This window comes from Prosthecodimorpha staleyi, assembly GCF_018729455.1.
In the GTDB taxonomy this organism is placed as follows: domain Bacteria; phylum Pseudomonadota; class Alphaproteobacteria; order Rhizobiales; family Ancalomicrobiaceae; genus Prosthecodimorpha; species Prosthecodimorpha staleyi.
In genome coordinates, this window is record NZ_JAHHZF010000002.1 from 296067 (window position 1) to 310204 (window position 14138).

A 14138-nucleotide genomic window follows, 5' to 3' on the forward strand; every position below is an offset into this window, starting at 1 on the left:
GGTCAGGCCCGCTTGGCCGGGCAGGTGCTGACGCCGATCAGCGTGTAGGCCGGACACCAGCCCATCAGGGCGGTCAGAAGCGGGACGACGCCGATATAGCCGACCCATTTCCAGGACAGGTCCGCCGGTCCGAACAAGGCGAAGGCGAGCAGCGCGAGTCCGACGACGATGCGCAGGATGCGGTCGATACCGCCGACATTGGCATTCATGACTTCCCTCCTCGGGGGCTGGCACAAGGCGACGTGACGATGCGGGATGACGGCTTTCCGGCCGCCCCGACCCTGCCACTGCTGCGGCCGCGAATGCGCCGCAACCGCCGACCCGGCCACCATGCGCCAAAGCCGCGGCCGGGTCCGTGACGCAGTCACCGAACCCGGCTCCGGATCATTCCGTACGGGCGGCCCGCAGGGCGAGGCGATCCGGATCGGCGATCTCGATCCGGCCGCGCGCCAACCGGACCAGACCGGCCTTCTCGAATTGCTTCAGGTGCCGGCTGACGACCTCGCGCGCCGTCCCGATCTCGGCGGCCAGCGCCTGATGGGTCAGGGCGACCGGCCCGCCGTCGGCGCGGGCGATCAGGGCGCGCGCGAGCCGGCCGTCGAGATTGTGAAACACGGTGTCCTGCACGGTCGCCAGCAGGGCGGCGAGGCGCTGCCCGAAACCGGCAAAGACGAAGCGGCGAAAACCCTCCGACGCCGAAATCAGGGCGAGGAAGCGGGCAAGCGGGATGGCGACGGCGCGGGTCTCGGTCTCGACGATGCCTTCCGCCGGATAGACCTCTCCGCCGAACAGGCACGAGGTGGTCAGCACGCAGGTCTCGCCGCGCCGGACCCGGTAGAGCACCAGCTCGCGCCCCGTATCGGCGATCATCTGGACGCGGACGCAGCCATCGACGACGAGCAGGAAGTGGGAGCACGGCGAGCCGGGGTCGAAAACACGCGTCTCCGCCGGCAGCCGCACCGGATGCGCCGACGCCAGAACGGCATCGCGATGATCCTGGCCGAGGGCGGCCAGCGGCGGAAAATGCTCGATCCAATCGGCAGCGGTCATGTCGGGTCCCGGCGACACCATGTCCGGCCCGCGCGCCGGCGGTCAAGTCCGGACGCCTCGGGATCGATCAGTCCAGGAAATGGGACGCGTCGTCGCGAAGCGGCACGTTGAGACCGGGGACCGGATAGGGCCGACCCGCACCCGCCGCCAGAGCGGGCAGCGCGGCCGCCCGCGGAGCATCCGGGCGGCGCCCCTCCGACAGGCGCAGGCGCCGTTCAAGCCGCTGGCGGGCCTCCGTGATATCAGGCCCGAAGTAGCCGTCCGCACCGCGGCCGTAGCTGCGTTCGCTGCCCTTCAGAGCCTTGAGACACGCAAGCACCGTGTGCGGGCTGACCGGCTTGGCCAGAACATGGTCGGCCCCGGCTTCGACCGACGCGACGATCACGCCCCGGCTGGCGTGGCCGGTCACCAGCACCATCGGCATCGCCCGGTTGACGACGACCGGCGAACGCCGCACCGCGCGGATCAGCGACAGCCCTGCCTGACGGGAGCCGCCGGTTCCGGTCATGACCAGATCGACGAAGGCGAAATCGACATGATGGTGTTCGAGATGGCCGAGGAAATGGTCGGCCTCGGCGATCACGTCGATACGGCGAAAGCCGAAGCTTCGCAGCATGACGCGCATCACTTGCTGAAAGTTTCGATTATCGTCGACGACAACCACACGTCGCTCGGCGAAGTCTTCAGGCACGGTGTTCATGGCGGCGCCAGCATGGCGCGCGGACCTGAACAAAGCCTTTCCATTACGTCAACAATGCGAACGACTTCGGAGCCGCGGCGGGCTCCGAACAAGGGTCGGCGACCGGGTTGGCCCGATCGCCGCACGCTCGGCCCCGTGGGACCCGGAGATGTCAGACCGCCGCTTCGTAGAGTTCCAGGACATAGTCCCAGTTGATCAGGCTATCGACAAAGGCCTCGAGATACTTCGGGCGCAGGTTGCGGTAGTCGATATAGTAGGAGTGCTCCCACACGTCGACGCCGAGCAGCGGCACGCCGCCGTGGACCAGCGGATTCTCGCCGTTCGGGGTCTTGGTGATGACGAACTTGCCGTCCTTCAGCGTCAGCCAGGCCCAGCCGGAGCCGAACTGCGTCACGCCGGCCTGGACGAAATCAGTCCGGAACTTGTCGTAGCCACCGAGATCGGAATCGATCTTCGCCTGGATCTTGCCCGGCAGGCTCTTGCCGCCGCCATTCGGCTTCATCCACTTCCAGAAATGGATATGGTTGAAGTGCTGGCCGGCATTGTTGAAGAGGCCGGCATTCTTGCCGTAGCTCTCCTTGACGATCTCCTCGAGCGACTTGCCTTCCAGGCCGGAGTCCTTGAGAAGGTTATTGCCGTTGTTCACATAGGCGAGGTGGTGCTTGTCGTGGTGATACTCTAGGGTCTCAGCCGACATGTACGGACCGAGCGCATCGTAGGCATAGGGCAGCGGGGGAAGTTCGAACGCCATCGCTATACTCCTCATGAGGGGAAGCGGGACGATCCGTCCCGCCCCGAGAAAGCCGTTTCGACGGGGGAACATAGGTCGGACACGGGTCAGCGGCAACACTGACCGCCGCGTTTCAGCCCTGCCCGCGCCGTTGTCCCCGATCCGACCCCGACACGTCTCCAGCATGACCATCCCGACCGAGCGACAGCTTCCCGATCTCCCTATCCGCCGATCCCCGCCCCCCGGGAGCCGGCCGTCGCCCGACGCGCTTCGCGGGGACGGTTCGCATCCCGCGGAGACGGCCGATCCGTCCGACGACGGGGGCGGCGGATCACCGGCGGACATCGCCGCGGACCGGCAGCGCAGGATCGCGCGCATGGCGGCCGGCGGCACGGTGGCGGCCATCCTGATCGTCGGTGGGGTCATCTTCGCGTTGCGCGGCGAGAGTGCCCTGCCCCGCCTCCATATTGTCGATCCGGCGAGCGATCCGGCCCCGCCGCGTCGTCCGCCCGAGGCGACCGCCCGCGGCCGCACCCGGTCGGGCGGCCTGGCCGCCGGCCTCATCGACGGCAAGTCGTTCGACATTCTCGGCCCCACCGAGGACGAACCCGGCAGCTTCCGTTCGCCGATCGTCCTGGCACCGCCCTACGACGTGATCGACGCGATCACCTTCCGCACGCCGCGCCAGCGCGTGCGGCTGGCCGGCGTCGAAGGCATCCGCCGCGGCGATGTCTGCTTTGGTGAGGATGGATTGAAATTCCCTTGCGGCCTGATGGGTCGCGCCGTGATGTCGAACTTCCTGCGCTCCAATCGCGTCGTCTGCTTTCCGGCCATCGATCGGCCGGAACCGGAGGGCGAAACGGTCCTGGCGGATTGCTATCTCGGCGCCACCGATCTCGCCGAGCGCCAGATCCGTGCCGGCCTCGCCCGGCCGACCGCGGAGACCATCGGCCGCTTCGGCACCGCCTTGGCGGCCGCCCAGGAGGCCCGCGCCGGCGCCTGGAACGGCGGCTGGAACCTGATGGATCTGCCCGACGACAAGCGGGACGGGCTTTAGACTCGGCCACAGCCCTTGATCACATGCGAAATGTCATTACTAATCGGACGGTCTATGAGCCCGTATGTTTCCGAGAGGCAACGACATGGCCCAGGCCCCCAATGACACATTGCGCCAGAAAATCCGCGAGAATGTTGAGCGGGAATACAAGCTTAAGTATCCAAAACTCACCGCGATCTCCATTCCTTCGGTTATTCTGGATAAGATCGGCGGGCATTTCGCGCTCGTGAAATGGGAAGCTCCCGAAGAGCAATTTGAAGAAATTTGTTTTGTACGCCAGGATCTGGAGCCGGAGATCGCCGATTCAGATCGACACTTACTGGATATACTCATTCGCCAGATCCAGGAACCGACACTCCTGGAAAGGATTTTCAGCAAGAACGTGATCTCGGGTGCTGTTTTCCTGCTCGTGGTCGTCAGCCTCTTCGTGAGTTTCTACGCCAATCCGACCAACAAGGAGATCCTCGCGATCATCGGCAGCATTGCGGGCGCTGCCGGCGGGTTCTTCTTCGGCTCGCAGAAGAACACCGCCGGTTCGTGAACGCCAATCAGGCGTGCGCAAATTCCCAGTAGAGCCGGCGCGCCTTGGCGTAGAACGGGCCGGGCTGCAGGTCGCGCTCCTCGATGCGGGTGATCGGGACGACCTTGGAATAGTTGCCGGTGGAGAAGAGCTCGTCGGCCTTCTTCAGATCGTCATAGCGGACCGTGGTCTCGACCACTTCGGTTCCCGCGTGCCGCAGCAGATCGATCGTCCGCTGGCGGGTGATGCCGTTCAGGAAGGTTCCGTTCGGCGCCGGCGTGAACACGACGCCGTCCTTGGCATAGAAGAAGTTTGCCGTGGCCAGTTCGGCAACGTTGCCGAGCATGTCGCAGACGACCGCATTGTCGAATCCGCGCGCGCGGGCCTCCAAGGCGGCGCGCGCATTGTTCGGATAGAGGCAGCCGGCCTTGGCGTCGAGCGGCATGGTCTCGCGGGTCGGGCGGCGGAACGGGCTCAACGTGACCGAGAAGCCGGTCGGCTCGGGCATCGGCGTCTCGTAGATGCACAGGCAGAAGCGCGTCGAGTCCGGATCGGCGGGCACCGACATGTAGCCGCCCTGTTCGGCCCAGTACATCGGCCGGATATAGAGTGCGGTCTCGTCGTCGAAGAGCCGGATACCGTCGCGCGCCAGAGCCTCGATGGCGTCGGCCGCCATGGTCGGCTTGAGGCCGAGCGCGAGGGCGGAGCGGTTGACGCGCTCGCAATGCCGGTCGAGGTCGGGGGCGACGCCCTCGAAGGCGCGGGCGCCGTCGAAGACCGAGGAGCCGAGCCAGGCGGCATGGGTGCGCGGACCGATGACGGCCGGGTTGCCCTCGATCCACTGGCCGTCGATCCAGTTCCAGGTGCGGGAGAAGCCGGTGGTGGCGCTCATGACGGTCCTCATCGCTGCTTTTCGTTCGGGGCCGGCATTCGATCGCAGTCGGACGGCTGCGAAAAGAGGAAATCGTGACGGGCTGCCCCGCGGGAACGGGTTTCTTTCCGCCGCGGATCCGGTCATTAATGCGCCGCCTCCGCGCCCGCTCGCGCGCAAACGACGCGATCGGGCCGCCCTTCCGGAGATCCGAGGACCCTATGACCCTCTCCACCTATGTGTTCGACGCCTACGGAACCCTGTTCGATGTGCACGCCGCGGTTCGCCGCCACGCCGCGTCGGTCGGACCGGAGGCGCAGTTCCTGTCGGAGGTGTGGCGGGCAAAACAGCTCGAATATTCCTGGATGCTGACCATGATGGGCCGCTACCGGGATTTTTGGTCGCTGACCGAGGAGGCCCTCGACTACGCGCTCGACCGGGTGCCGAGCGCAAACCGGCAGATGCGCGCCTCCCTGCTCGACGCCTATTGGACCTGCGACGCCTATCCGGAGGTGCCGGAACTGCTGCGCCAGTTGAAGCTGCGCGGCGCGCGCCTGGCCATCCTGTCGAACGGCTCGCCCAAGATGCTCGCCGCCGCCTGCACCTCGGCCGGCATCGGCGACCTGTTCGACGATGTCGTCTCGGTCGACGAGATCAAGATCTACAAGCCCGACCCGCGCGTCTACGACCTGATCACGACGCGCTACCGCCTGTTCCCGGAGGCGGTCTCATTCCAGTCCTCGAATCGGTGGGATGCCGCCGGCGCCACCGCCTTCGGCTTCCGCACGGTCTGGATCAACCGCAACAAACTGCCGGAAGAATACCAGGACATGCAGCCGGCCGCCGTCCTGCCGGATCTGAGCGGCCTGCTCACCCTGGCCTGAGCCGGCAAAGCCCCGGCCTTGATCGCTGGCCCTGGCAAGAACCGCCGGGGCCCGGAGCGCACGGCGCTTCGGAGGCCGAATCGCCGCGCGATGGTCTCCCCGGCCACGGCCGGGGAGCCGCCGGTCACCAGGACAGGTTGAAGCCGGCGCGCAAGGCGGCGCCGCGACCGGAACCGGCCACCGTTCCGGTGCTGAAGGCACCACCGGCCGTCAGGGTCAGGTTCTCGTTCATCTTGTAGGCCGCCCCAAAGCCCAGGGCACCGGTCTGTTCGAAGCTGGCGAAATTGCCCGCGATCGCAAAGTTGTGGCCGGGCTGCACGAACGGGTTCGGCAGCGCCATGGCGAGCGCCGTGCCCTGCATGGCCAGATCGGCGCGGCTGTTGGCCCGGTCGACCATCTTGGCCAATTCCGACCGACCCTTGACCACGCCGTCGACGGTCGTCAGGCGCGTTTCCCCCGTCAGGGGATTGAGGCACATCGACGAACCCGGCACATAGTAATAGCCCGCCCCATAAGTATCGCAGACTTTGACATACTCTACGACCGCATGCGCGGGCACGCCGTGACCGGACACCCCAAGAATGAATGCAACAACTGCGATGTATTTCTTCATTGTAGCCCCCGTTATTTGCATTTGAATGCATTGATTGCAAAATCAAGCATTCTTTACATACAGTGAGACACACTTTATCTATATTTTCTGCCCATCAAGTTATTTTTATTGTATGTGTTGTTATTCCAGATACTCCGTGCTCGCAGTGACACTACGGCATGGTCGTCATTGCAGCTTCGCAGGGACTGGCGCACAACTCGCTCAAGTCCGCGAGCCAAGAGATCCAGGATGCTGCAACCCCGGCCCGATCCTTCCGCATCCGCATCCGTCTCGCAGGCCGGCTGGCCCGGTCTCATCTGGGCCTGGGTGTTCGACGCGGAAGGCCGGGCGACGCCGCTCGGTGGCAGGCCGCTCGAGGCTGTCCTGTCCGATCCGGAGGCCTCGGTCTGGCTGCATTTCAATCTCGCCGACCTGCGCGGGCGCGACTGGATCGCCGAGCGCTCTCCTCTCCCCGAGGGCGCACGCGCGTTGCTGCTCGACGACGACGATCATTTGAGGCTGGTCGCCGAGGAGGGCGCGCTGGTCGGGGTCTTCGCCGATTTCCGGCGCGAGTTCGATCACGGCACCCAGGACCTGGCCCGGCTGCGCTTCGTCCTGAGCGGTCCGCTGCTGGTCACCTGCCGCCGGCACGCGCTGCACGCGGTCGAGGAGGTGCGCGGCGCCCTCCTGTCGGGGCGCAGCTTCGAGGGCGGCGGCCTCGGCGTGTTGGAGAACATCTTCGAGAGCTTCGCCGCCCAGGTCGGGGCGGTCGCCCGCGAACTGTCCGGCCAGATCGAGAAGATCGAGGATCGGGTGGTCGACGAAACGGTCGCGGCCGAGGATGTCCGACTCGGACCGATCCGGCGCACGGCGCTCAAGCTGAACCGCCAGCTCGGCGCCCTGCGGCTGCACTTCTCGGCCTTCGTCGACAATGCCGGCGAGGACCATGTGCCCGAAGCCGTCGCCGCCATGGTCGAACGGGTGGCGCTGCGGCTCGACACGGTCGGGCGGGAGATCGAGGCCATTCAGGAGCGGGCGCGCATCCTGCAGGAAGAAGTCGCCGCCAAGGCGGCGGCCGAGACCAACCGCCAGCTCAGCGCGCTGTCCGGCATGACGGCCCTGTTCCTGCCGGCCACCCTGGTCACCGGCCTGTTCGGCATGAACACGCACGGCCTGCCATTCGAGAGCTCGCAGAGCGGCTTCTGGCTCGCCTTTCTGTGCGGCGGCCTCGGCAGTGCCGCCGTCTATCTCTACCTGCGCTGGCTCGGCCTCATGAAGTGAAGCCGAGCCGTCCTGTGCAGACGCTCAGGCCGCCAGTGCATCCAGCACGCGCGCCCAGGAGCGGATGCCGTGGTGGAACGACGTCAGATCGTATTTTTCGTTCGGCGAGTGGATGCGGTCGTCGTCGAGACCGAAGCCGATCATCAGGCTTTCCATGCCGAGCCGGTTCTTGAAGTCGCCGACGACCGGGATCGAGCCGCCGCCGCCGATGATCACCGCCGGCTTGCCCCATTCGCGCGTCAGCGCATCGCGCGCCTTGATCAGGGCCGGGCTGTCGAAGGGCAGCGCCAGTCCCGGGCTGCCGCCATGGGCGCGGAAGCTCGCCTTGGCGTCGGCGGGCAGATTGGTGGTGATGTAGTCGCGGAAGGCGGCGCGGATCCTGGCCGGGTCTTGGCCGACGACCAGCCGGAACGAGACCTTGGCGGAGGCCTGCGCGGGCAGCACGGTCTTGAAGCCCTCGCCGGTATAGCCGCCGACGATGCCGTTGAATTCGCAGGTCGGCCGTGCCCAGACCTGTTCGAGCACCGAGCGGCCGGTCTCGCCGGCGGCGGTCGACAGGCCGTAGGGTCCGAGAAAGCTCTCAGGCGTCATGCCGAGCCCCTCCCACTGCGCGCGCAGCGCCGGCGGGACATCGGCGACGCCGTCGTAGAAGCCCGGCAGGGTCACGCGGGTCTGCTCGTCATGCAGCCCGGCAAGCAGATGCGTCAGGACGCGGATCGGGTTCTGCGACGGGCCGCCGAACAGGCCGGAATGCAGGTCGCGGTCGGCGCAGGTGATGGTCACCTCCTCGCCGACGAGGCCGCGCAGCGTCGCCGTGATGGCCGGCGTCGCCGGGTCCCACATGTTGGTGTCGCAGACCAGCGCGAGGTCATGCGACAGCTCGGCCTTGTTGGCGTCCAGGAAGGCGGCGAGCGACGGCGAGCCGGATTCCTCCTCGCCCTCGAACAGCACCGTGACCCGGCAGGGTAATGCCCCGGTCTCGGCCACATAGGCGCGTGCCGCCTCGACGAAGGTCAGGAGCTGGCCCTTGTCGTCCGCGGCTCCGCGACCGACGACGATCTTGCGGCCGCCCGCCGCCTCGGCAAGGCGCGGCTCGAAGGGCGGCGTCTCCCAGAGCGAGAGCGGGTCGACCGGCTGGACGTCGTAGTGGCCGTAGAACAGGACATGCGGGCTCTCGCTGCGCACCGGGCCGCGCCAATGCGCCACCACCATCGGATGGCCGGGCGTGTCGCGCACCGAGGCCTCGAAACCGATCTCCGCCAAGGCCGCCCGGCACCATTCCGCCCCGCGCCGGACTTCGGCCGCAAAGGCCGGATCGGTCGAGATGGACGGGATGCGGACAAGGTCGAACAGGCGCGCCAGGGAGGCGTCGAGGTCGGCGTCGATGCGGGTCAGTACGGAATCGATGGTCATCTGGCGCTCACGGGCAAGGGCGGTTGACGGCGGCGGACGATATCCGCAGGCGCGGCCGAACGCCACCGAGGCCCTTCGCCCGCCCGCGACTTTGCGATCAGCGTCCCTTGAACAGGGAGCCGAGCACGCCGCGCACGAGTGCCTGGGTGACCTGGCGGGTCACCGTCGAGGCGGCCGTGCGGGCGGCCGACTTGGCGACCGCCTCGGCGAGGCTGTCGGTGGTCTTGCGGCCGCCGCGGGCGGTGCCGCGATCGCCCGGCGCGGGTGCCGAGCCGCCGGTATTGAAGATGCCGTCCAGGATGCCGCCGAGGATGCCGCCCGACGAGCCGCCGCCCGCCTCGCCGGCGGGCGTTCCCGCCGGAACATTGGCGGCGACATGGCCGCGCAACTTCTCGTAAGCCGAAACGCGGTCGATCACGTCCTCGTACTTGCCCGCCAGCGGCCCGGTATTGATCACGGTCGCCCGTTCGGCCGGCGAGATCGGCCCGACCTTGGCCGAGGGCGGCCGGATCAGCGTCTTCTGGACCATGGTCGGCGTGCCCTTGTTCTCCAGGACCGAGACCAGGGCCTCGCCGACACCGAGTTCGGTGATCGCCGTCTCGGTCTTAAAGGCCGGGTTCTGGCGGAAGGTTTCGGCGGCCGCACGCACGGCCTTCTGCTCGCGCGGCGTGAAGGCGCGCAGAGCATGCTGGACGCGGTTACCGAGCTGGGCCGAGACCTTGTCGGGCACGTCGAGCGGGTTCTGGGTGACGAAATAGACGCCGACGCCCTTGGAGCGAATCAGGCGCACGACCTGCTCGACCTTGTCGATCAGCACCGCCGGCGCCTCGTCGAACAGAAGATGGGCCTCGTCAAAGAAGAAGACCAGCTTCGGCTTGTCGAGATCGCCGACCTCGGGCAGTTCCTCGAACAGTTCGGACAGGAGCCAGAGCAGGAAGGTGGCGTAGAGGCGCGGATTGGCCATCAGCTTGTCGGCCGCCAGCACGTTGATCGTGCCGCGACCGTCCGGCGCCTTCTGCATCAGGTCGGCGATGGCGAGCGCGGGCTCGCCGAAGAAGGCCTCGCCTCCCTGCTGCTCGAGCACCAAGAGCTGGCGCTGGATGGTGCCGATGGTCGCCTTGGTGACGTTGCCATAATCGGTGGTCAGTTCGCCGGCCCGCTCGGCGACATGCGACAGCAGCGCGCGCAGATCCTTCAGGTCGAGGATCAGCAGCCCCTCGTCGTCGGCGAGCTTGAAGGCAATGTTAAGCACGCCCTCCTGGGTGTCGTTGAGACCCATCAGCCGGGCGAGCAGCAGCGGCCCCATCTCGGTGACGGTCGCCCGGATCGGGTGGCCCTGCTGGCCGAACAGGTCCCAGAACACGACCGGAAATTTGGTCGGCTCCCAGTCGGTCAGGCCGATCGCCTGGCAACGCTTGACGACCCAGTCCTTCTCCTCGCCGGCCGCCGCGACGCCGGAGAGATCGCCCTTGATATCGGCGGCAAAGACCGGGACGCCGGCCGCCGAGAAGCCCTCGGCCATGACCTGGAGCGAGACCGTCTTGCCGGTGCCGGTCGCCCCGGTAACCAGACCGTGCCGGTTGGAGAGCTTCAGTTCGAGATACTCGGCCTTGACGCTCTGACCAAGGTAGATCTTGCCATCGACCTGCATGCGGCACTCCCATGGTGGCGGCGTCGGATGCCCGCCGGCGCGCCTGCGCCGGTTATAGGGGACGGCTGCGCTCGATGGAACCGGCTCGGACTGCGGAGAGTCGGTCGGCCCTCTGGACAGAAGCCCGGCCCCGTCGTACCGCCTTGAGTTATCCAAAGGGGCCGTGTCACATACGGCGAAGGCTAAGTCTAGGGAGTCGCGTTTGGTCGAGGAACTCGTCGGGCGTATCCAGAACAAAGTCGGCATCGACGAGGAGACTGCATCGCGGGCCGTCGCGATCATCCTGCATTTCCTGAAGAGCGAAGCGCCGCCGGAACTGATCGACCGCATCGTCGCCTCGATCCCCGGTGCCGGGGAACTGATGGCCGAAGGCGAGGCGCCCCCGAAGCCCGGCGGGCTGATGGGGTCCATCACCGGCATGCTGGGCGGCCTGCTCGGCGGCGGCATGGGCGGCATCATGGCGGCCTTTACGATGTTGAGCGAGGCCGGACTGGACATGGATCAGGTCCAGAAGGTGACGCGCGAGGTCATCCAGTTCTCACGCGAGCAGGCTGGCGATACTCTGGTCGACGAAGTGCTCGGGTCGATTCCCGGTCTGGCGCGCTTCGCCGGCTGACTGAATTCCGCGCCGCCGGCATCCGGTCCGGCCTGCGCTTCTGTGAGGGAGGACTTCGACATGTCGAACTACCCGATCGCGAGCATCGAAGGCGTCGGCCCCGCCTATGCGGAGAAGCTGAAGGCGGCCGGCATCAAGGACACCGCAACGCTCCTGGAGCGCGCCAAGGATCCGCGCGGCCGCAAGGCGGTCGCCGCGGAGACCGGCATCGAGGAAAGCCGCGTCCTGAAATGGGCGAACATGTGCGACCTGATGCGGATCAAGGGCGTCGCGGAAGAGTATTCCGAGTTGCTCGAGGCCGCCGGCGTCGACACCGTCAAGGAACTGCGCACCCGCAACGCCGAAAACCTCTACAACAAGATGGTCGAGGTGAACGAGGCCAAGAAGCTGGTCCGCCAGGTGCCGGCCGCCAAGTCGGTCGCCGACTGGGTCGAGCAGGCCAAGGGCCTGCCGCCGATGATGACCTACTGACCGGGCACGGATCGTCCGAATTCGATTTTCGAGGGCGCCGGCCGGGCCATCGGCCGGCGTTGTCGTGTTGGGCGCCGAGATAGTGGCCAAGCCACTCTCCGGCAGCCAACGGCCGCGTTGGATGCCATCGCTGCGGACGTAACGACTCCAGGCGGTGCCGTCATGCGGGCGAAGCGGGACGGCGAAACCGATCCGGTCGCGACGGACCCGGGCATCGACGCCGGCGGGTACGGCCGGCCGACCGGCCGGGCTGCGACCTTCGTTCAGTTTTACCCTGGCGGGTAACATCCTACGAATGGACATGCCGATCAGGGATCGGCCGGGCGCACCGCCGCCTGTGGCAGTATGGCCCGCTGGGCTGAATGTCCGATTGACAGGAAATTTTCGCGAGGACTACCAAAGCCCCGTCGCATGACGACCCTTCGGAGCGACGATCATTCGGAGCCTGGCCGTGACCGTTCAACCTGCAACACTGCTCGAAGATTTCCAGCCGGTCACGGAAGAGCAGTGGCGCGCGGCGGTCGCCAAGGCTCTGAAGGGGGTCCCCTTCGAGCGTTTGCGGCGAATGACCGCGGAAGGCATTCCGCTGGAACCGCTCTATCGCGGCGATCGCAACGGCCGGATCACGGTCGGCGGCCATGCCGGGCAGCCCTGGACGGTGACCCAGCGCATCGAAGTCCCCGATCCGGCCGAAGCCAACCGGATCATTCTGGCCGACCTGGAAGGCGGCGCCGGCGGCCTCGAACTGGTCTTCGCGGACGGGACCGGGGCACGCCCGCACGGCCTCGGCGCCCGGTCGGAGGGCGATTTCGACCGGCTGTTCGAGGGCGTTCTGCTCGATCTGATCCGTCTGCGCGTCGATGCCGGTGCCGGCACCGGCGAAACCGCCGCGGCGATTGAGGCGGCCGCCGAGCGGCGCGGGATCGCCCCCGCGGCCCTGTCGATCGACCGCCTCGTCGACCCGATCGGCCGGCTCGCCGCGCGCGGCCAGCTTCCGGAGACCGTGGAGGCGACCATCCGTGCTGCGGCCGGCGACGCCTCGAAGGCCCGCAACGGCACGATCCTGGAAGCCGATGGCCGGATCGCCCATGCGGCCGGCGCCAACGACCTGCAGGAACTGGCCGGACTGATATCGACAGCGGTCGCCTATTGGCGTGGGCTCGTCGACGCCGGCTTCGAGCCCGACGCGGCCGCCCGCCTGATCGGCTTCACCATCGTGGCCGACCAGGACCAGTTCCGCACCATCGCCAAACTGCGCGCGCTGCGCCGGCTCTGGGCCAGCGCGCTCGATGCGGCCGGCATCGGCGGCATCCCAGCGCGCATCCATGCCGAGACGGCCTGGCGCATGATGAGCCGCGTCGGACCGCAGACCAACCTCTTACGCACCACCATCGCGGCCTTCGCGGCAGGGCTCGGCGGCGCGGATTCCGTCACCGTGCTGCCCTTTACGGCCGCGGTCGGCCTGCCGGACGATTTCGCCCGCCGGCTCGCCCGCAACACGCAGACGATCCTGCTGGAGGAATCCAACCTCTGGCGCGTCGCCGACCCGGCCGCAGGATCGGGGCTTGTCGAGACCGAGACCAACGAACTGGCCGAGAGGGCCTGGATCCTGTTCCAGCAGATCGAAGCCGAGGGCGGCATCCTGGCGCTGATCCGCAACGGGCAATGGCAGGAGCGCATCGCCGCGGTCGCGACCGAGCGCGAGAAGGCGATCGCGCGGCGCAAGCTGCCGCTGACCGGGATCAGCGAATTCCCGGACATTTCGGAGCGCCCGGTCGCGGTGCTCGAGCGCCCGGTCGCCGAGGCGGTCGAATTCGCCCCCGCCGAGACCGCCGTCGCCACGCCGGCGCGCCGGCTCGGCGCCGCCTTCGAGCAGTTGCGCAGCGCGGCGGCTGCGGCCACGCCGTCCGTCTTCCTGGCCAATCTCGGCCGCATCCCGGACTTCAACGCCCGCGCCACCTGGTCGAAGAACCTGTTCGAGGCCGGCGGCATCGCGGCCCTCAGCAATGACGGCTTCGCCGACGAGGCGGCGCTGGTCGAGGCCTTCCGGGCCTCGGGCACCGGGCTCGCCTGCCTGTGCTCCTCGGACGCACTCTATGCGGACGGGGCCGAGCGCGTCGCCGGCGCCCTCAAGGCGGCCGGTGCGACCCTGGTAATCCTGGCCGGCAAGCCGGCCGACGGCGAGACCGAGATGCGCTGGCGCAATGCCGGCATCGATCTCTTCGTTCATGTCGGCATCGATGTGGCGGCGACCCTCAAGGGCCTGCTGGCGCGCGCCGGCGTCACGGCCTGATCCTTTCGA

15 protein-coding genes are annotated in these 14138 nt (G+C 67.6%); 7 read left to right on the top strand and 8 right to left on the bottom strand.

The genetic code is table 11. The annotated features are described in order from the left end of the window. Positions 1 to 2 precede the first annotated feature (2 nt). From KL771_RS04355 to KL771_RS04370, 4 genes are all read right to left on the bottom strand, one after another. Complete coding sequence (locus KL771_RS04355; protein ID WP_261967334.1) at positions 3 to 209, bottom strand: YgaP family membrane protein; 207 nt, start codon at positions 207 to 209, stop codon at positions 3 to 5. Positions 210 to 384: 175 nt separating this feature from the next. After that, a complete protein-coding gene (locus KL771_RS04360; protein WP_261967335.1) occupies positions 385 to 1050 on the bottom strand; it encodes a Crp/Fnr family transcriptional regulator in 666 nt (221 codons plus the stop codon). Between the two features lie 67 nt (positions 1051 to 1117). Continuing rightward, entirely contained in the window at positions 1118 to 1750 is a 633-nt protein-coding gene (locus KL771_RS04365) for a response regulator (RefSeq protein ID WP_261967336.1), read from the bottom strand. Positions 1751 to 1901: 151 nt separating this feature from the next. After that, on the bottom strand, positions 1902 to 2501 hold the full coding sequence (locus tag KL771_RS04370) for a superoxide dismutase (RefSeq protein WP_261967337.1): 600 nt from the start codon (positions 2499 to 2501) through the stop codon (positions 1902 to 1904). Between the two features lie 355 nt (positions 2502 to 2856). Here KL771_RS04370 and KL771_RS04375 point away from each other — a divergent pair, with 355 nt between their 5' ends. Together KL771_RS04375 and KL771_RS04380 are read left to right on the top strand one after the other, a co-directional pair. Further along, on the top strand, positions 2857 to 3537 hold the full coding sequence (locus KL771_RS04375) for a thermonuclease family protein (protein WP_261967338.1): 681 nt from the start codon (positions 2857 to 2859) through the stop codon (positions 3535 to 3537). 85 nt (positions 3538 to 3622) lie between these two features. Next, a complete protein-coding gene (locus KL771_RS04380; protein ID WP_261967339.1) occupies positions 3623 to 4078 on the top strand; it encodes a hypothetical protein in 456 nt (151 codons plus the stop codon). Between the two features lie 7 nt (positions 4079 to 4085). Here KL771_RS04380 and KL771_RS04385 read toward each other — a convergent pair whose 3' ends face one another. Next, positions 4086 to 4949: a branched-chain amino acid aminotransferase gene (locus tag KL771_RS04385; protein WP_315901475.1), complete on the bottom strand. Its 864-nt coding sequence runs from the start codon at positions 4947 to 4949 to the stop codon at positions 4086 to 4088. Positions 4950 to 5149: 200 nt separating this feature from the next. Between KL771_RS04385 and KL771_RS04390 the strand changes: the two genes are divergently transcribed. Continuing rightward, positions 5150 to 5812, top strand: a complete 663-nt coding sequence (locus tag KL771_RS04390; RefSeq protein ID WP_140942127.1) for a haloacid dehalogenase type II — start codon at positions 5150 to 5152, stop codon at positions 5810 to 5812. Positions 5813 to 5936: 124 nt separating this feature from the next. Here the strand turns inward: KL771_RS04390 and KL771_RS04395 are convergent, their stop codons facing one another. Further along, the gene (locus tag KL771_RS04395) at positions 5937 to 6425 is read right to left on the bottom strand and encodes a porin (RefSeq protein WP_261967341.1); all 489 of its coding nucleotides are present in this window, start codon (positions 6423 to 6425) and stop codon (positions 5937 to 5939) included. Positions 6426 to 6653: 228 nt separating this feature from the next. Here KL771_RS04395 and KL771_RS04400 point away from each other — a divergent pair, with 228 nt between their 5' ends. Next, a complete protein-coding gene (locus tag KL771_RS04400) occupies positions 6654 to 7685 on the top strand; it encodes a CorA family divalent cation transporter (protein ID WP_261967342.1) in 1032 nt (343 codons plus the stop codon). A gap of 24 nt (positions 7686 to 7709) precedes the next feature. On the opposite strand, the gene KL771_RS04405 is transcribed toward KL771_RS04400, so the two are convergent. Beyond that, positions 7710 to 9098, bottom strand: coding sequence for a M20/M25/M40 family metallo-hydrolase (locus tag KL771_RS04405; RefSeq protein ID WP_261967343.1), 1389 nt, complete (start codon positions 9096 to 9098; stop codon positions 7710 to 7712). 97 nt (positions 9099 to 9195) lie between these two features. After that, a complete protein-coding gene (locus tag KL771_RS04410) occupies positions 9196 to 10749 on the bottom strand; it encodes a DUF853 domain-containing protein (RefSeq protein ID WP_261967344.1) in 1554 nt (517 codons plus the stop codon). 163 nt (positions 10750 to 10912) lie between these two features. Here KL771_RS04410 and KL771_RS04415 point away from each other — a divergent pair, with 163 nt between their 5' ends. The 3 genes from KL771_RS04415 to KL771_RS04425 all read left to right on the top strand — a co-directional run bounded on the left by KL771_RS04415 (position 10913) and on the right by KL771_RS04425 (position 14129). Next, positions 10913 to 11365: a DUF2780 domain-containing protein gene (locus KL771_RS04415; protein WP_181184300.1), complete on the top strand. Its 453-nt coding sequence runs from the start codon at positions 10913 to 10915 to the stop codon at positions 11363 to 11365. A 60-nt stretch (positions 11366 to 11425) separates the two neighbouring features. Continuing rightward, complete coding sequence (locus KL771_RS04420) at positions 11426 to 11836, top strand: DUF4332 domain-containing protein (protein WP_261967345.1); 411 nt, start codon at positions 11426 to 11428, stop codon at positions 11834 to 11836. A gap of 451 nt (positions 11837 to 12287) precedes the next feature. Further along, positions 12288 to 14129, top strand: a complete 1842-nt coding sequence (locus tag KL771_RS04425; protein ID WP_261967346.1) for a methylmalonyl-CoA mutase family protein — start codon at positions 12288 to 12290, stop codon at positions 14127 to 14129. Positions 14130 to 14138 lie beyond the last annotated feature (9 nt).